We start from the raw sequence: 16,971 nt of genomic DNA on the forward strand, positions 1-16,971 counted from the left end.
AGCGGTCGACGTCGGGGGCGGGCGCTAGCGTGGGGGGCGTGTGGACCTCGCTCGAACGCCGACCGCTGGTCGTCGACGCCCTCGCCGCGGCGGTCGCCTTCCTCTTCTTCGGCGCGCTCGACCTGGCGCGCACGGGCCCCGAGACGCTGCCGGTCGACGCCCTCTTCGCCCTGGCCACGGCCTTCCGGCGCCGCTCCCCGGGCCTCGGCCTCGGGATCGCGTGGTCGGGCGCTCTCGTCCAGCTGATCATCCTGCCGTCGTTCATCAACGGCAACGTCCTCATCGCGGTCGTCATCTTCGCCACGAGCCTCGCCGAGAGACCGGTCGTCCGGCGCCTCGGCCTCGTCTCGAGCGTCGTCGGGGGCATCATCGCCAGCGTCAAGCTCGTCCTGATCACCGGCGACTTCGTCCCGAGCAACCAGGAGGGGGCGCAGCTGGCGCTCTCGCAGGTCATCTACTTCGTGGGCGTCTCCGGCGTCGTCGCGGCGGCACTCTCCCTCTTCTGGCTGCTCGGGGCGGTCACCCGGGTGCGTCGGGCGTACGTGACGGAGCGTCTCGAGCGCCTCGAGAGCGAGCAGGACCTCCTGCGCGCCCAACTCCGCGTCGCCCAGCAGACGGAGCGCACCCGGATCACGCGCGAGATGCACGACGCCATCGGACACTCCCTCGCGGTGATCATCGCGCAGTCCGACGGCGCCCGCTACGCCGTCGCCAAGAACCCCGCCGCGGCGACCGACGCGCTCGGCGTCATCAACCGGTCGGCGCGGTCGGCCCTCGACGACGTGAGCCAGCTCCTCTCCGTCCTCCAGGAGGCGGGCGATCACCAGAGCTCGCTGGGCGTCGCCGATCTCGAGGGGCTCGTGTCCACCATGACCTCGTCCGGCCTCGACGTCACCCTGCGGGAGACGGGCGAGCGCCTGCCGCTGTCCACCTCGAACGACCTCGCCCTCTACCGGGTCGTCCAGGAGAGCCTCACGAACGCCCTCAAGCACGGCGGCTCCGGCACGGAGGTGACGATCGACCTCGACTGGACGACGTCCGCGGTCTCCCTGGCGTCCCGCACCGTCGAGACGGACGGCCCGGGGCTCGTGGCGCCGTCCGGGCAGCGCCCCGACGACGGGCAGGAGTCCCCCACCCGCGTCGGCTACGGTGTCGCGGGGATGACGGAGCGCGTTCGTCTCGTCGGCGGGACCGTTCGAGCGGGACGGCGAACCGACGGGGTGCACGGCTACGAAGTCCTCGTGACCATCCCCCATCCTGCAGGAGGCACCGAGTGACGATCCGAGTGGGCCTCGCCGACGATCAACCCCTGTTCCGTGCCGGCATCCGCATGATCCTCGACTCGCAGGACGACTTCGAGGTCGTCTGGGAGGCCTCCGACGGTGCCGAGGCCGTTCATCGAGCCGGGAGCGACCCGGTCGACCTGATCCTGATGGATCTCGAGATGCCCGGTGTCGACGGCGTCGAGGCGACGACCCGGATCCTCGGCGCGGGCACCGAGAGCGACGGGCACCTCACCCGCGTGGTCGTCCTCACGACCTTCGAGCTCAACGACAAGACGTTCACGGCGATCCAGTCCGGCGCGAGCGGCTTCCTGCTCAAGAACGCCGATCCCGAGTTCCTGCTCGCCAGCCTGCGGACCGTCCACGCGGGCTCCGCCGTCGTCGCCCCCTCGGTCATGACCGGGCTCGTCGAACGATTCGCCCGGCGGACGGCCTCGATCGACACCGATGCCCTCGGGGAGCTGACCGCTCGCGAACGCGACATCTTCTCGCTGCTCGCGCTCGGGCTCAGCAACAACGAGATCGCCGAGAGTCGCCACCTGAGCGACGCCACGGTGAAGACGCACGTGAGCAGGATCCTCGGCAAGCTCGACCTCCGCGACCGCGTGCAGCTCGTCATCTACGCGTACGAGAACGGTCTCGTCACGTCGCCGGGCGACCCGAACTCGAAGGCTTCTTAGGCCCGTCGGCTCGGGTCAGGCGGCTTTGTCGACCGCGACGAGCTCGCGGTCGGCGATGGCCTCGACGGTCGCCTCGGCGGGCTTCTGCTTGTAGACCACGCGCGACTGGTAGAGGAAGCGCAGGGTGAAACCGAAGACGATCAGGACCGCCTGCACGAACACGCTGTGCAGGCTCGTGCTCTCGACGATGATCCAGAGGACGGACGTGCGGATCGCGGTCTCGGTGCCGTTGAACGCGAACGTGTGCCACCAGCGGCGCCACATGCTGCGGGCTCCGGCGCGCAGATCGTTGAAGATGAAGCGCTCCTGCAGGAGGAAGTTGCCGACGATCGTCACGACGGCGGCCACGATCGCGGCGGCGAGGTAGCCGACGCCGAGGCCCTGAAGGCCCGCCATGATGAGGAGGTTGGCGACGGCGCCGAGCGCGCCGATCGCGGCGAAGCCGGAGATGCGACCGAACTTGAGGTCGAAGAGCTGGCGGCCGAGTGCGACGCCCTGCTTCATGTCGGCCTTCGAGGTGCCGGCGTGGCGCGCGTCGAAGACGAGAGCGACCTCTTCGACGGCGAGGTCCTGGCGGGCGAGGATCTCGAGCAGGATCTTGAACCCGCGCGGCCGCAGTCCGTCGAGGTCGACGGCCCCGCGACGCACGGCGAAGAAGCCGGACATCGGGTCGGTGCACGCCTTGAGTCGCTGCGGGAAGAGCGCCTTGGTGACCCGGATCGACGCCTGCGAGACGGCGCGTCGCACGCCGTTGCTGAGGCCGTCGCTCGAGCCGCCGTCGACGTGACGCGAAGCGACGACGACGTCGGCGCCGGTGGCGCGGCCCTTCGCGAGAACGGACGGGAGGGTCTCGGGGCGGTGCTGGAGATCGCCGTCCATCGTGACGGCCCACTCCCCCTGAGCCTGACGAAGGCCCTCGATCACGGCGCCGGAGAGACCCCCGGTCGGGACGTCGCGGTGCAGGAGGCGCACCGTGATTTCGTGCTCGGAGGAGACGCGCTCGATGACGGCCGGGGTGTCGTCGGTCGAATCGTCGACGAAGAGGATCTCGACGGCGAGGCCCACGGTCGCCTTCTCGATGCGAGTGACGAGCTCGTCGATGTTCGGCGCTTCGTTGAAGGTGGGGACGACCACGGAAAGATCCATGGATCCAGCCTAGGGACGGCACCTAGCGAAGGGATCGGCCACTCGGGCGAACTTCCGTGTCAGCACATGTGATGACATCCGTGGCGTGTCGCGTCGTTCCGCTGGGCGCCCGCTCCGACTACGCCGCCGTCACGGGGAGGTACCGGCTCCACCAGTCGAGGATCGCCTCGAAGCGCTGCACACGGTGCCGCGGACGGCCCGACCGGCTGAGCTCGTGGTTCTCGCCCGGGAACACCAGCATCTCGGACTCGACTCCGGCGCGCACGAGGCCGAGGTAGTACCGCTCCGCCTGCGACAGGGGGCAGCGCAGATCGTCTTCGCTGTGGATCACGAGCGTGGGCGTCGTCACCTGCGCGACGACGGCCTGAGGGCTCTGCGCCGCCACCTTCACGGGATCCGTGCCCGTGTACTGCTCGCTGAAGAAGGTGCCGATGTCGGACGTCCCCGTGAAGAACTCGGGGTCGAGGAAACCGCGCTCCACGATGGCTCCGGCGAAGCGGTGATCGTGGGCGATGGTCCAGGCGGTGAGGTAGCCGCCGTAGGAACCCCCGAGGATCCCGGTGCGGGAGGCATCGAGCGCCGGGTCGGCGGCGATCGCGCCGTCGAGGAAGTCGAGGACGTCGGTGAGGTCGACGGTACCCATGGCCTCCTTGATCGCCCGACCGAACGCCTGGCCGTATCCGGCCGCGCCGCGGGGGTTGCACATGACGACCCCGTATCCGGCCGCGGCGTAGACCTGCGCCTCGTCGAACAGCGAGCCCGTGAACTGCGCGTACGGGCCGCCGTGGATGAGCAGCAGCACGGGGTGCGGCCCCTCGCCCTCGGGGGTGAGGACCCACCCGTGGATCGGAGTCCCGTCTCGCGCCTCGATGACCGTGTCGACGGCCGGGACCGTGCCGGTGAGGCGGACGCCGGCACCGAGGTCGGTGAGCGTGACGAGGGAGCCGTCGCGGACGACGGCCAGCTCTCCGCCGCTCTCCGGTGTCGCGACCGTGACGGCGACGGTGCCGCCCGCGGCGGACGATCCCGTCACCTCGACGGCGCCGTCGGTGAGGCGCTCGACGGCGCCCGTCACGTCGATCCGGAGGAGCTGGACGGTGCCGCGCGTCGTCAGGGAGGCGTAGACCGCGTCGTCACCGGCGACCTGGAGGACCGACGATCCCAGATCGAGGTCCTCCGGGTCGGTGAGACGGCGGGGCTCGGAGCCCGGTTCGTCGACGACGTAGAGGGCGCTGTTCGTCCCGACGAAGTCGAGGCCGTCGGGGCCGAGGTCGGAGGCCAGCACGAACGTCGTGCCTCCGGGCGTCGCGATGACGTCGTCGACGCCGAGGCGCGTGTCGGGGCCGACGATCTCCGTCACGCGGGTGAAGGCACCGTCTGCGGAGAGCCCGGCCGCGTAGGCACCCCGGAGGAGGTCGCGCTCGCGACCCTCGTGGACCGCTGCCACGTACGTCACGGCGCGGTTGTCCGGGGTGAAGCGGGCGTGCGCGTGGTCGGTGTCGTCGGAGGTGACCTGGACGGCCACGGGGACACCTCGGGTGTCGGAGGCGTCGTGATCGACCTGGCCGACGACGGGAGCGGGAGCGACGTAGGGCTCCCCGCCCACGTCGGGCACGTCGACGACGAAGACCTGGGCGCGCTGGTCGACGACGTAGCCGACTCCGTTCGAGAGGTAGCGCGTCGTCGTGATGCGCCTCGCCGGCTCGGCGGCGGGCGAGATGCCGTCGACCGTGCCGTAGCGCCCCTCCTCGGGCACGCGCGCCACGAAGACGATGCGGTGGCCGTCGGGCGACCAGGAGAAGTCGGAGACGCCGAGCTTCCGGTCGGTCAGGGCGACGGGTTCGCCGCCCGCGGCTCGCAGGACGTGCAGCTGGGGGGCGAAGCCGGGGGCGGCGCGCAGAAACGCGATCAGCGACCCGTCGGGCGAGAATCTCGGAGACGTGTCGCGGTGGCCGCGCGTGAGGCGCTCGGCCGGCGCCGAGCCGTCGGCGGGCACGTGCCAGAGCTGGCCCACGTAGGTGTCGGCCGCGATGTCGGGGCGCGTCACGGCGAAGACGATTCGGCGTCCGTCGGGCGAGACGGCCGGGGCGGAGGCGGACGAGAGCAGGTTCAGATCGGTGGGCTTCATCCCCTCCACCCTATTCCGCGAGACGGTCCGATCGGCCTTCCGCGTCGCCGCTGTGGAGAACCTCGCGGACGAGAGCGGCGAGATCGAGGGGTTCGACCAGGTCGTCGGTCGCCTCGAGCTCCGCCAGCGACCACCACCGCGCCTCCAGGATGTCGACCCGCTCGTCGTCGGTCCACTCGTCGGCGACGACCTCGAAGTGCGGCATCCGCACGACGAAGAACTCGGCGTGACCGTGGGTGTGATCCGCTTCGTCCCACTCCACCTCGAAGTCGTCTCGGCGGACGACGGGCCCGGGATCGTCGATCTCCTGCCCGGTCTCCTCGCGGAGCTCGCGGATCGCCGCCTGACGGTGGTCCTCCCCCGGGTCGACTCCCCCGCCGGGCGTGATCCAGCGCGAGACGCCCGACGTGTCGGGTGCCTTCGTCAGCATGAGGAGGACGCGGTCGTCCGGGTCGGCGACGACGAGCCGCGACGTCGCGCGCAGGATCCGCCCGGTCACGATCGTCAGACCGTCCGGAAGTCCGACACGTCGCCGACGAGGCGAGTGTTGTCGGCCGGGATGGGGTCGACGGCCGCCGAGGCGACCTCCGCGGCGAACTCGGCGACGTTGTAGAGGCGCCCGGCGGCCTCCTTGCGAGCGGAGATGGCACCGGGGTTGCTGCGCTCGAGCAGCGTGGCCGTGATGGTGCCCTCGATCATGTCGCCGGAGACGACGACGAAGTCGATGCCGCGCTCGGCGAGCTCCGGGATGAGGTCGCGCAGGGCGTCCTCGCCGGCGCGCTTGCTGAGGGCGACGGGCAGGTACTCGGGCATCGTCTCGGTGGTCCGGATGAAGTGGGCCTGGTGGCTGGTCACGAACACCACCCGCGAGCCGGGGGCGAGCAGCGGCAGGGTCTGCGTCAGGACGTCGACCTGCGCGTCGCGGTTGAGCTGGAGCGCGTAGTCCTCGGCCATGCCCGACTCCATGCCGCCGGAGGCGTTGAGGACGAGGATGTCGAGACCGCCGAATTCGCGCTGGACGTGACCGAGCATCTCCGCGACGGACGCCTTGTCGGTGAGGTCGGCCCCGATCGCCATGGCGGTGCCGCCGGCCTCCTCGATCTTCGACACGAGCTGCAGGGCACGCTTCTCCTTGTTGCGGTAGTTGACGACGACCTTGGCTCCGGCCTCGGCGAGGTACTGGACGGTGTCGGCGCCGACTCCTCGGGACGAGCCCGTGACGAGGGCGCGCTTGCCCGAGAGGGAACCGGTGGCGAGGGGGTTGGACACGGGGCGACTCCTGTCGTTCGAGGGCGCGACCGGGTCGAGGGTCGCGTCGGGGCCGTGATCGCGGAGGATCCTGACGGCCAGGTGTGAGGATACCAACTGCTCTGCCGACGGGCTTCGGCGACTGCTAGTTTGGGTGGAATAACACCGGGAGATATAACACCGAGGGGGAGGTTCCACATGGTCGAACTCTTCACGACCTACGCGTGGGTGATCTGGCTCGCACTGATCCTCCTCTTCGTCATCGTCGAGGTCGCCACCGTCGAGTTCACCTTCCTCATGCTCGCCATCGGCAGCGTCGGGGGTCTCGTCACCGGTCTCGTGGGCGGTCCCTTCTGGCTGCAGGTTATCGTGGCGGCGCTCGTCTCGGTCCTCCTCCTCTTCACCGTCCGCCCGCCGCTCCTGCAGGCCCTCAAGCGCGGTGGCGATCCGACGCCGAGCAACGTCGAGGCTCTGCTCGGTCTCCGCGGCGAGGTGGTCGTGGCCATCGAGGGCGCTGCCGGAGAGGGCACGACGGCGCCGGGGCGACCCGCGCTGGGCCGCCCGGGCCCCGGTCAGGTCAAACTCGCCAACGGCGAGACGTGGACCGCGCGCCTCTTGGCGCCGGAGGGCACGAGAACTCTCGACCCGGGCACGGCAGTCGTCGTGACCGCTATCGAAGGGTCGACAGCAGTCGTCGTCCCCACCGAAAGGACATCATCGTGACCGGAACCTCGATCGGCGGGATCGTTCTCGCCGTGTTCCTCATCATCGTCATCATCTTCGTGCTGGTGATCCTGTTCCGGGCGATCCGCATCATCCCGCAGGCGACGGCCGGAGTCGTCGAGCGTCTCGGCAAGTACCACAAGACCCTCGCCCCCGGGCTCAACATCCTCGTGCCGTTCATCGATCGTGTCCGGCCGCTGCTCGACATGCGCGAGCAGGTCGTCTCGTTCCCGCCCCAGCCGGTCATCACCGAGGACAACCTCGTCGTCTCGATCGACACCGTCGTCTACTTCCAGGTGACCGACGCGCGTGCGGCGACCTACGAGATCGCCAACTACCTCGGGGCCGTCGAGCAGCTGACGACCACCACGCTGCGGAACGTCGTCGGCGGGCTGAATCTCGAAGAGGCTCTCACGAGCCGCGACAACATCAACGGCCAGCTCCGCGTCGTCCTCGACGAGGCGACCGGCAAGTGGGGTATCCGCGTCGGCCGCGTCGAGCTCAAGGCCATCGAGCCGCCCCTGTCCATCCAGGACTCCATGGAGCAGCAGATGCGCGCCGAGCGCGACCGCCGCGCCCAGATCCTCCGGGCCGAGGGAACCAAGCAGGCGGCGATCCTCCAGGCGGAGGGTTCCCGCCAGGCCAGCATCCTCGAGGCGGAGGGTGCCGCGAAGTCGCAGGTCCTCCGGGCTCAGGGTGAGGCCGAGGCCATCCAGACCGTCTTCAAGGCCATCCACGACGGCGACCCCGACCCGAAGCTGCTCGCGTACCAGTACCTCCAGACCCTGCCCAAGATCGCCGACGGCAACGCGAGCAAGGTCTGGATGATCCCGTCGGAGTTCACCGAGGCCCTCAAGGGCGTCGGAGCCGGGTTCCTCGGGGCACGCGACGCCGTGAAGCCCGAAGCCGGGACCCCCGACGCCGCCGCGCCCGCTCCGTCCGGAGCGCCGACCCCTCCCGCCGCGGCTCCGAACCGGCCCTGACGGGCCGGGCCGAGGGTCGACGAGGTCGTCGTGATCACGCGCTGGTTCACACCCGGTCCGCCCCGTGTCCTCGCTCACCGCGGTCTGACTCGGGGCGACGACGGCCAGACGGCTCCCGAGAACACGCTGCTCGCGTTCCTCTTCGCGCTCGACCGCGGCGCGACTCACATCGAGACCGACGTCCACGTCACCCGGGACGGCGTCGCGGTGCTCTCCCACGACCCGGACTTCCGGCGGACCACCGGCGATTCGACGGCCCTCCACGACGTGTACCACCGGGAGCTCCACCGCTATCCGCTGGGCGCAGGGCAGGAGGTCCCGTCGCTGGCGGAGGCGTTGCACACGTTCCCCGAGGCGCGGTTCAACATCGATCTCAAGGTCGACGGGGCCGTGGCTCCTGCGGTCGCCGCGATCCGGCGCGAGGGTGCCGTCGACCGGGTGCTGCTGACGTCGTTCGACGATCGACGGAGGCGCCGGGCCGCAGCGGAGCTCCCCGGCGTGGCGACCTCTCCAGGGTCGTCGGGTGTCGTCCGGGCCGCTCTGGCCTCTCGGCTGCCGTCGGGCCGTCTCGGTCGCGCCCTCTTCTCGACGGGTCCCCTGCGCGGGATCTCCGCGTTGCAGGTGCCGGAGCGTCACCGAGGGGTGGTCATCGTCACCCCGGGGCTGATCGACCTCGCCCACGAGAACGGCGTCGAGGTGCACGTCTGGACGGTCGACGAGCCGGCCTACATGGTGCGACTCCTCGACCTCGGAGTCGACGGACTCATCACGGATCGCGCGGATCTGGCGCTCGATGTGGTGAAGCGCCGTGCTGCCGATGCCCTGTGAGCGCACTGTGAAAGATCGGCACACGAAACAATGCCGGGTGCTATGACGTTATAACGGGAGATTGCAACGCGAGAGGAGACCACACAATGGCAGATCGCAGTTTGCGCGGAATGAGGCTCGGTAGTCAGAGCCTGCAGAGCGAAGAGGGCGTCGAGTTCTCGCCCCGGAAGAAGGCCGTCTACCAGACGACCGACGGGTCGACCTTCGAAGTCGTGTTCGCCGCGGAGGCGGAGATCCCCGACTCCTGGCAGTCCCCCAAGAGCGGACAGGAGGGCCTCCTGCTCTCCGCCGACGGCAAGCGGGTCGACATCGACCGCGGTGACGTCAAGGTGCCGCGGACCCATTGGGACATGCTTCTGGAGCGACGCACGCGACCCGAGCTCGAGGAACTCCTGCAGGAGCGACTCGACTTCCTCCGGGCGCGGAAGGGCCAGCAGAAGATCGGCGCCTGACGCCCCTTCAGTCTGCCCGACACCCTTTTCCCCACGTAGAGCGCCGGTTCTGGGCCGGCGCTTTTTCGCGTGCCCGGACGATCGCGGTGAGCCTCAGGCGGCGCGACCCAGCCGACGAGCCCGCCGCGCCGATCGCCGCTCGCGCTTCCGCGCCTGGGCCGTGTCGCCGTATCCGGTGCCGATCAAGAGCACCCGGGCCAGCACGAGGGCTGCGACGCCAAAGAGCGAGACCAGCCCCTCGAGCGCTCCCCCGGCGGCGATGGCCGGCGTGATGCCCGTCCCGAGCTTCACCGTGCTGAGCAGGGTCCCCGGCTGGTACGCCGGGATGGAGTCGATCGTGCTGCCGTCGGCGGCGATGACCGCGCTGGAGCCGACGGTGGAGATGTTCACGAGCGGCCTGGACGACTCGATCGCCCGGAGGCGCGCGATGGCCAGCTGCTGCGAATTCTCGTCGGTCCGGCCGAAGTCGGCGTTGTTGGTCTGGGCCAGGATCACCTGGGCGCCGCCGCGGACAGCCTCGGTCGTCAGGGAGTCGTCGACGATGTCGAAGCAGATGGAGATGCCCGCACGGATCTTCCCGATGTCGAGGACGGTCGGGCGGGTGCCCGGCGTGTAGTCGCGCGCGATGAGGTCGACGAGGCTCGGGGCGAAGGGGCGCCAGAACGACCTGTCGGGCACGTACTCGCCGAAGGGCACGAGGTGCTTCTTGTCGTACTGCGCCTGGACCTCGCCGTCCTGCCAGACGAGCGACGAGTTATACACCTTCGATCCCCGCTGCGTGATGACGCCGGAGACGAGGGGCGCCCTGTAGGCGTTCGAGAGGGTGTCGAACACGTACCTGCCGTAGGGGTCGCGGGTGGGGTCGCGGTCGCTGCCGCCCTCGGGCCACACGATCATGTCGACGTCGTCGGAGGGCGACACGCCGGCCGTCGTCGCGAGGACCTGAGCGTCGGTCAGATCGCCGTAGACGCGCTTGTCGAAGTAGCCGGCCTTGCCGTCTCCCTGGACCGCGGCGATCTTCGCGGTGCCGTCGGTGCGGGTCGGCCAGGCGGGCACGGCGAGGATCGCGACGATGGTGGTCGCCCCGATCAGGAACCGGGTGGAGCGCAGCACCGGCTTCTCGACGACCAGCTGGATCACGAGGGCGACGAACCCGACGATGAGGAAGGTCAGGCCGGAGATCCCGACCCAGGCCACGAGCGGCGCGAAGGGGCTCTCCGCCTGGCTCTCCGCCACGCGGCCCCAGGAGAAACCGCCGTAGGGCCAGTGGCCGGAGGCGTACTCCCTCGCCGTCCAGAGGCCCGACACGACGACCGGCAGGAGCACCAGCCGACCCGGCACGGTCGGCCAGACCCGCGGCACCCAGCGGTACGCCAGTGCGATGGCGACCGCTCCCGCGGCGAAGAACAGCGCCTCCAGGGTCGCGAGCGCCACCCAGGGCAGGGCCCCGAGGTAGAGACTCGTCCACTCCACGTGGACGAGGAAGAAGGACAGGCCGCCCAGGATCCCGACCAGGATCGCGCCGCCGACGGAGCGTCCGAGGAAGGACACCAGGTAGAGCGCGACGCCGACGAACGCGAGAGGCCAGACTCCGCGGTCGGGGAAGGCCGCGTCGAGGACCGGCCCGGCGCCGACGGCCACGATCGCCGCCACCCACAGGGGCAGGCGGAAGTCGGGTTCGGAACGCACCCGAGGATTGTACGGTCCCGGACCTCGGAGGACGCTCCGCCAGGCAGCGCCCGCGTCAGACGGTGCTGTAGGAGACGATGCCGCGTCGGACCGCATCCAGCGCCTTCCTGGCCACGGGCCCGACGGGCGGGTCGGCCACGACCGAGAGCTGGTCGAGGAGGTCGATGGTCTGCTTGGTCCAGCGCACGAAGTCGCCGGCCGCGAGATCCGCGTCGTCGAGCACGGAGTCGAGGGAGGCGCCGCGGGCCCAGCGGTGCATGGCGAGCGCGAGGCCGGGAGCGGGCTGCTGCGTGCCCGGGAGGCGGTGGGCCTGCTCCAGGTCGTCCAGCTCGCTCCAGATCGTCTGCGTGCGGTCCAGGGCCGTCCGGAACTCCCCGCGGGGCAGGTAGCGCTCCGAGAGCATGCCCTCGTCGCGGCGCGGCTCGTAGACGAGGGTCGCGGCCATGGCGGCCAGCGAGGGCACGTCGAGCTGGTTCCAGACCCCGCGACGGAGGCACTCGGCCACGAGCAGGTCGCGGTCGCCGTAGATCCGGCGGAGGGTCCGGCCGGGGGCGGCCACGTCGACCTCCGCGACGCGGGAGAGCGTCGAGGAGTCGCGGGTGGCGTCCGAGCCGTCGCGCGGCACGAGGTAGCCGAGGTCGAGGAGGACGTCGGTCACGCGGTCGAAGATCTTCGCGACGGCGCCCGTGCGGCTTCGGATCTGCGCCGAGAGCTGGTCGGTCTGCTTCTTCAGCTTGTACCAGCGCTCGGCCCATCGGGCGTGCTGCTCGCGCTCGGGGCAGGCGTGGCACGGGTGCTGTCGGAGCTGGCGACGAAGCGCCGTGATCTTCTCCTGGCGCCGGTCCCGCTCCCCCCGGCCCTGGACGTCGGCCCGCGACGCGTTCTGATTCTCGAGCGCCGCGATGTCCTGGCGGAGCTGGATGTACTCGCCGAAATCGCCGAGGTGGCAGGCCATCGAGGCCGCGTAGCCGTCGAGCGACTGCTGCTGCGTGCGCACCTTCTGGGCGAGGTCGACGACCGCGCGGTCTGCCTGGAACTGGGCGAACGACGTCTCGAGCACCTCGCGGGTGCGGGAGCGCCCGAACTGCTCGATCAGGTTGACGGCCATGTTGTAGGTCGGCCGGAAGCTGGAGTTGAGCGGGTAGGTCCGGCGGGAGGCGAGGGCCGCGACCGCCTGGGGGTCGAGCCCCTGCGACCACTGGATGACCGAGTGGCCCTCCACGTCGATGCCTCGGCGTCCGGCGCGACCCGTGAGCTGCGTGTACTCCCCCGGCGTGATCGGGACGCGCGCCTCGCCGTTGAACTTCTCGAGCTTCTCGAGCACGACGGAGCGCGCCGGCATGTTGATGCCGAGCGCGAGCGTCTCGGTCGCGAAGACCGCCTTGACGAGCTTCTTCTGGAAGAGCTCCTCGACGACCTCCTTGAAGGCGGGCAGCATGCCGGCGTGGTGGGCCGCGACGCCGCGCTCGAGACCCTCGAGCCACTCGTAGTAGCCGAGGACGGCGAGATCCTCGTCGCGGAGGGTCCGGCAGTGGTCGTCGACGATCTCGCGGATCTCGTCGCGGTCGGCGGCGGAGGTGAGCCGGATGCCGGACCGGAGCACCTGCCGGACGGCCTGGTCGCAGCCGACCCGACTGAAGACGAAGAAGATGGCGGGCAGGAGATTCAGGCCGTCGAGCATGTCGACGATCTTCCAGCGGTCCATGCGCCCGGGATTCGCCTGCGGGTGCGGAGCGGGCCGGGAGCCGCCGCGCCGACCCGAATAGCCGTGACCGCCGCTCCCCGGGCGTCCGCCGCCCCCGCGGGAACCGCCTCGGCGGCCCAGGGCGGTCGCGCGCACGAGCTCGGGGTTGACCCGGTTCGTGGCCGCCTGCCCGGACGAGTCGAAGAGGTCGAGGTACTTCGAGCCGACGAGTACGTGCTGCTGGAGCGGGACGGGCCGCTCCTCCGAGACGATCACGTCGGTCTCGCCGCGGACCGTCTGGAGCCAGTCGCCGAACTCCTCGGCGTTCGACACGGTCGCCGAGAGGGACACCATCCGGACGTCGAGCGGCAGGTGGATGATGACCTCCTCCCACACCGCCCCGCGGAAACGGTCGCCGAGGAAGTGCACCTCGTCGAGGACGACGTAGCGGAGGTCCTGGAGGAGGTCGGACCCGGCGTAGAGCATGTTGCGGAGGACCTCGGTCGTCATGACCACGATCCGGGCCCGGGAGTTGACGTTCGTGTCTCCGGTGAGGAGCCCGACCTCGCTCGCGCCGTACTCGGCGACGAGCTCCTGGTACTTCTGGTTGCTCAGCGCCTTCATCGGCGCCGTGTAGAAGACCTTGTCGCGGGGATCCTGCATCGCCAGGTGGATGGCGAACTCGGCCACGAGCGTCTTGCCCGCCCCGGTGGGCGCCGCCACGAGGACGCTCCGCCCCTGCTCGACGACCTCGCAGGCCTTGATCTGGAACGGATCGAGGTCGAAGGCGAGCCCCGACCGGAACACCTGCAGCTGGGGAGTCCTGCTGCGGTTGCGGGAGGCGGCGAACCTCTCGGCGGGAGACAGTTCGCTACTGGTCACCCCGCCATTGTGTCACGCCGTCATTCTCCGGCCAGTTCCGCGTCGAGTTGCGCGTCGAGTGCGTCGACCCTCTTGGAAACGCGTCGGTCGTGGATCCAGGTGACCCCGCAGGCGAGCAGGTAGAGCAGGATCATCGGGACGGCCAGCAGGAGCATCGAGATGACGTCCGCCGCGGGCGTCACGAGCGCCGTGAAGAGGACGATCAGGATGATCGCCACGCGCCAGCCCTTGATGATCGCCTGAGCGGAGATCACGCCGACGAAGTTGAACAGCACCAGGAACACGGGGAGGACGAAGGCCACGCCGACGGCCAGGACCAGCTTCAGGACGAAGTCGTAGTACGTCTTGGCGTCGATGATGCTGGAGTCCTGCTGCGCGATGAAGGACGTCATCACCTGCACGATGTGCGGGAGGACGAACACGCCGGCCGAGCACCCCGCCAGGAACAGCGGGATGGCCGTGAGCAGGAAGCCGAGGGCGTAGAGCTTCTCCTTGCGCACCAGCGCCGGGACGATGAACGCCCAGATCTGGTACAGCCACACCGGGCTGGCGATGATGACGCCGACCGTGATGGTGATGGTCAGCTTCAGGTCGAAGGCACCTGTGACGTTCGAGAAGTTCAGGGACGCGTTGCGGTGCTCCGCGCCAGCGATGGTGACGACCGGCGCCCGGAGGACGTCGAGCACCATGTCGGAGAGGAACCAGCCCGCGACGGATCCGATGACGATGGCCAGCGCCGCGAAGAAGAGTCGCCGACGAAGCTCGATGAAGTGCTGCCCCAGCGACATGCGGCCTTCATGATCTTTGCCGGTCTTTCTCGCGCCGCTGACTCCGGTCGCGGCCACGCGTCAGGCCCGGGGCGGGAAGTCGTTCGACGACGTGGTCGTCGTCGTCGTGGTGGTGCTGCCGTCGGGGTTGACCACGGTCGTGGTGTGAGGGACCGGAGCGGCGGTGCTCGCGGTCGACTCGGTGCCGGAGGCGGTGCCGGCTGCGCTGCCGGTGCCCTTGGCGTCTTTGGCGGGGGTCGCCATTTCGTTGCGGAAGATCTTCATGGACTGGGCGATGCCCTTGGAGAGTGCGGGCAGCTTCGTCGCGCCGAAGAGCAGCACGACGATACCGAGGATGATGAGGAGGTGGATTCCACCGAGGTTTGCGAACACGGTCGTTGCTCCTTGCGAGTTCTGGGAGGTCCAAGTGTAACCCGCTGCTCTGCCGATTCCGCTAGGCCTCGTACCTTTTCGCAGCTCGGGACGCCCACTCCGCCACGGCCGCTCTCGCCGCGGGCGGCTCGATCACGACGGCGCGACCGGGGAGCCCCGCGACGAGACGGGCGAGCGAGCCGAACTGGTTGACGCGGAGCCGCATCCTGCACCGGCCGTTGCCGAGGTCGTCGACGTCGTCGGGTGCGTAGTCGGCCAGGACCGGGCTGGCGGCCGCGTCGATCTCGACCGTGACGACGACGTCGTCGGGCGATCCCTCGAAGAGCGTCTCGGGCAGCGTCACGTCGTCGGCCCGGAACGAGATCGGCCGGTCGCTGACGGCGGCCTGGCTGATGCGATCGAGCCGGAACGTGCGGACGGCCTCGCGCAGGTGGTCGAAGCCGCGGAGATACCAGTCGGTGTCGACCGACTCGACGCGGAGAGGATCGACGCGCCGTCGCTCCTTCTGTCCACGGACCCCCGAGTAGTCGAACTCGATCTGCACTCCCTCGTCGACGGCGCGGTGCACCAGCGACAGGAGCTCGTTGGTCTCGGTGTTCTCGACGGCCACCTGGCTCGGGGCGCTCGACGCCCCTCGGGCGAGCTTCGACATGAGGGTCGCGATGGCCTGGCGGTCGGCGTTCTCCGGCAGCGACGAGAGGTACTGCAGGCCGGCGATGAGCGCGGCGGCCTCGCGGGCGGAGAACCGCGGGGAGTCGTCGATCGCGACGAGGTTCGTGAGGACGATCACGTCGTTCTGCTCGAAGTCGTCCCAGGCGATGTCGAAGAGGTCGCCGTGCTGGTACTGCGTCGTCTCGCCGGGGATGCCGGACACGGCGATGAGCTCGACGGCACGCCGGATCTGCGTCACGGGAACCCCGAAGTGCGCGGCGGCCTCGGCGACGGAGACGCTCCCGCGGTCCATCAGGTACGGCACGAGGGAGAGCAGGAAGGCCAGTTTGTCCTGCGCCTGGAGCGGAGGGGTGCGGTCGCTCATCGGGCGCCATCGCTCTCGGGAAGACGGACCGCAGGAGCCTCGTGGTCGGCGACGAGCGTCGCGAGGCGCTCCTCGACCAGCGCCCGCACGGCGGCGGGCTCCACGACCTCGACCTCCGGGCCGAACGACGAGAGCTCGTCGGCGAGCAGGTGCCGGTCGGAGAAGTGGACCACGAGGGTCCCGTCGTCGATCCGTCGGGTGCCGCGACGCTTCACCAGGCGCGTCTCGGCGTCGGACGCCGGGTCGACACGGACCCGGGCGGTCTGGGAGTCCCAAAGCGCCTCGAGGTCGGCGAGGGAACCCTCGGCGGTCGCGTCGTCGGGCCGATCGATCACGCGCGTCGTCGCGACGACGGGGCTGACGATCCGCGACAGGAGGAAGGTGCGGCGGCCGCCCGTCTCGGGATCGATGGCCGAGCACATCCAGCGCCCCTGGAACTGCACGAGGGCGTAGGGCACGACGCGGCGCTCGCGCGGGGCGTCCTCCCCCGGCTTCAGGTAGTCGAAGCGGACGACGACGGAGCGGTCGAGCGCCAGGCGGAGCGGTTCGAACGCCGCGTCGCGGGAGCGGATGCGCGGCGCGTAGGCGAGCTCGGGCACGGGGGCGGTGCCTCCCAGGCTGCGGAGCTTGAGGAGGGCCCGCCTCGACTCCCCCGACAGGGTCCCCTCCCGCCAGACCATTGCGGCCAGAGTGAGGAGGGCCGTCTCCTCCGAGGAGAAGGCGATGTCGACGGGCAGCTCGTAGGCGCCGCGCGGGATCCGGTAGCGGAGGTTCTGGTTGTTGCCGGACGAGCCGAGCTCCTCGAGTGTCTCGAGGGGTACGCCGAGTTCGCGGATGTCGTCTTTATCGCGTTCGAACTGGCGCTCCAGGGCGGCGTTGTCCCCGCTCGACCAGCGCTGCCGGTAGCCCTGGACCGTCGAGAGGATCTCGGTCTTCGTCAGACCCGTCTCGGTCGCGAGCAGCGCGAGGACGAGGCTGAAGAGCCTCTCCTCGACCGGGATGCGCGGAGTTCGGGCTGCGGACACGACGATGATCCTAGATCAGTCGCG

At 70.2% G+C, this 16,971-nt stretch carries 16 protein-coding genes; 6 read left to right on the forward strand and 10 right to left on the reverse strand.

Going from position 1 to position 16,971, the window contains the following annotated elements; genetic code table 11:
• Nucleotides 1-38: 38 nt before the first annotated feature.
• Together AS850_RS06760 and AS850_RS06765 are read left to right on the forward strand one after the other, a co-directional pair.
• Nucleotides 39-1,277: a histidine kinase gene (locus tag AS850_RS06760; protein WP_119868421.1), complete on the forward strand. Its 1,239-nt coding sequence runs from the start codon at nucleotides 39-41 to the stop codon at nucleotides 1,275-1,277.
• Nucleotides 1,274-1,963 carry a response regulator gene (locus tag AS850_RS06765; protein ID WP_119868422.1) on the forward strand — a complete coding sequence of 230 codons (690 nt, stop codon included), beginning with the start codon at nucleotides 1,274-1,276 and terminating at the stop codon, nucleotides 1,961-1,963. The genes AS850_RS06760 and AS850_RS06765 overlap by 4 nt, the downstream gene beginning before the upstream one ends.
• Before the next feature lie 15 nt (nucleotides 1,964-1,978).
• Here the strand turns inward: AS850_RS06765 and AS850_RS06770 are convergent, their stop codons facing one another.
• From AS850_RS06770 to AS850_RS06785, 4 genes are all read right to left on the reverse strand, one after another.
• Nucleotides 1,979-3,109, reverse strand: coding sequence for a glycosyltransferase (locus AS850_RS06770; protein WP_119868423.1), 1,131 nt, complete (start codon nucleotides 3,107-3,109; stop codon nucleotides 1,979-1,981).
• 118 nt (nucleotides 3,110-3,227) lie between these two features.
• Entirely contained in the window at nucleotides 3,228-5,237 is a 2,010-nt protein-coding gene (locus tag AS850_RS06775; protein WP_119870185.1) for a S9 family peptidase, read from the reverse strand.
• Between the two features lie 10 nt (nucleotides 5,238-5,247).
• Nucleotides 5,248-5,736, reverse strand: a complete 489-nt coding sequence (locus AS850_RS06780) for an NUDIX hydrolase (protein ID WP_236940860.1) — start codon at nucleotides 5,734-5,736, stop codon at nucleotides 5,248-5,250.
• A 5-nt stretch (nucleotides 5,737-5,741) separates the two neighbouring features.
• The gene (locus tag AS850_RS06785; protein WP_119868424.1) at nucleotides 5,742-6,506 is read right to left on the reverse strand and encodes an SDR family oxidoreductase; all 765 of its coding nucleotides are present in this window, start codon (nucleotides 6,504-6,506) and stop codon (nucleotides 5,742-5,744) included.
• A 177-nt stretch (nucleotides 6,507-6,683) separates the two neighbouring features.
• Between AS850_RS06785 and AS850_RS06790 the strand changes: the two genes are divergently transcribed.
• From AS850_RS06790 to AS850_RS06805, 4 genes are all read left to right on the forward strand, one after another.
• Entirely contained in the window at nucleotides 6,684-7,208 is a 525-nt protein-coding gene (locus tag AS850_RS06790) for an NfeD family protein (RefSeq protein ID WP_119870188.1), read from the forward strand.
• Nucleotides 7,199-8,191: an SPFH domain-containing protein gene (locus AS850_RS06795; protein WP_119870187.1), complete on the forward strand. Its 993-nt coding sequence runs from the start codon at nucleotides 7,199-7,201 to the stop codon at nucleotides 8,189-8,191. The genes AS850_RS06790 and AS850_RS06795 overlap by 10 nt, the downstream gene beginning before the upstream one ends.
• A gap of 30 nt (nucleotides 8,192-8,221) precedes the next feature.
• Nucleotides 8,222-9,019: a glycerophosphodiester phosphodiesterase family protein gene (locus AS850_RS06800; RefSeq protein ID WP_236940862.1), complete on the forward strand. Its 798-nt coding sequence runs from the start codon at nucleotides 8,222-8,224 to the stop codon at nucleotides 9,017-9,019.
• An 86-nt stretch (nucleotides 9,020-9,105) separates the two neighbouring features.
• The gene (locus AS850_RS06805) at nucleotides 9,106-9,471 is read left to right on the forward strand and encodes an RNA polymerase-binding protein RbpA (RefSeq protein WP_119868425.1); all 366 of its coding nucleotides are present in this window, start codon (nucleotides 9,106-9,108) and stop codon (nucleotides 9,469-9,471) included.
• A gap of 93 nt (nucleotides 9,472-9,564) precedes the next feature.
• Here the strand turns inward: AS850_RS06805 and lnt are convergent, their stop codons facing one another.
• The 6 genes from lnt to AS850_RS06835 form a co-directional block, all read right to left on the reverse strand.
• Nucleotides 9,565-11,160 (reverse strand): apolipoprotein N-acyltransferase, encoded by a 1,596-nt coding sequence (lnt, locus tag AS850_RS06810; protein WP_119868426.1) that lies wholly within the window; start codon nucleotides 11,158-11,160, stop codon nucleotides 9,565-9,567.
• A 55-nt stretch (nucleotides 11,161-11,215) separates the two neighbouring features.
• Entirely contained in the window at nucleotides 11,216-13,726 is a 2,511-nt protein-coding gene (locus AS850_RS06815; RefSeq protein WP_119868427.1) for a DEAD/DEAH box helicase, read from the reverse strand.
• 20 nt (nucleotides 13,727-13,746) lie between these two features.
• Nucleotides 13,747-14,514: a twin-arginine translocase subunit TatC gene (gene tatC, locus AS850_RS06820; protein ID WP_119868428.1), complete on the reverse strand. Its 768-nt coding sequence runs from the start codon at nucleotides 14,512-14,514 to the stop codon at nucleotides 13,747-13,749.
• Nucleotides 14,515-14,574: 60 nt separating this feature from the next.
• Complete coding sequence (locus AS850_RS06825; RefSeq protein WP_119868429.1) at nucleotides 14,575-14,886, reverse strand: twin-arginine translocase TatA/TatE family subunit; 312 nt, start codon at nucleotides 14,884-14,886, stop codon at nucleotides 14,575-14,577.
• A 61-nt stretch (nucleotides 14,887-14,947) separates the two neighbouring features.
• Nucleotides 14,948-15,922 carry a helix-turn-helix transcriptional regulator gene (locus AS850_RS06830; RefSeq protein ID WP_119868430.1) on the reverse strand — a complete coding sequence of 325 codons (975 nt, stop codon included), beginning with the start codon at nucleotides 15,920-15,922 and terminating at the stop codon, nucleotides 14,948-14,950.
• Nucleotides 15,919-16,947: a helix-turn-helix transcriptional regulator gene (locus tag AS850_RS06835; RefSeq protein ID WP_335589188.1), complete on the reverse strand. Its 1,029-nt coding sequence runs from the start codon at nucleotides 16,945-16,947 to the stop codon at nucleotides 15,919-15,921. Before AS850_RS06835 ends, AS850_RS06830 begins: the two co-directional genes overlap by 4 nt.
• Nucleotides 16,948-16,971: the final 24 nt, after the last annotated feature.

The sequence above is a fragment of the Frondihabitans sp. 762G35 genome (assembly GCF_002074055.1).
In the GTDB taxonomy this organism is placed as follows: domain Bacteria; phylum Actinomycetota; class Actinomycetes; order Actinomycetales; family Microbacteriaceae; genus Frondihabitans.

Excerpts from the sequence above, each read along its gene's own strand:
- tatC (WP_119868428.1), bottom strand. The coding sequence starts at position 14,514 with ATGTCGCTGGGGCAGCACTTCATCGAGCTTCGTCGGCGACTCTTCTTC.
- AS850_RS06830 (WP_119868430.1), bottom strand. The coding sequence starts at position 15,922 with ATGAGCGACCGCACCCCTCCGCTCCAGGCGCAGGACAAACTGGCCTTC.
- AS850_RS06770 (WP_119868423.1), bottom strand. The coding sequence starts at position 3,109 with ATGGATCTTTCCGTGGTCGTCCCCACCTTCAACGAAGCGCCGAACATC.
- AS850_RS06805 (WP_119868425.1), top strand. The coding sequence starts at position 9,106 with ATGGCAGATCGCAGTTTGCGCGGAATGAGGCTCGGTAGTCAGAGCCTG.
- AS850_RS06790 (WP_119870188.1), top strand. The coding sequence starts at position 6,684 with ATGGTCGAACTCTTCACGACCTACGCGTGGGTGATCTGGCTCGCACTG.
- AS850_RS06775 (WP_119870185.1), bottom strand. The coding sequence starts at position 5,237 with ATGAAGCCCACCGATCTGAACCTGCTCTCGTCCGCCTCCGCCCCGGCC.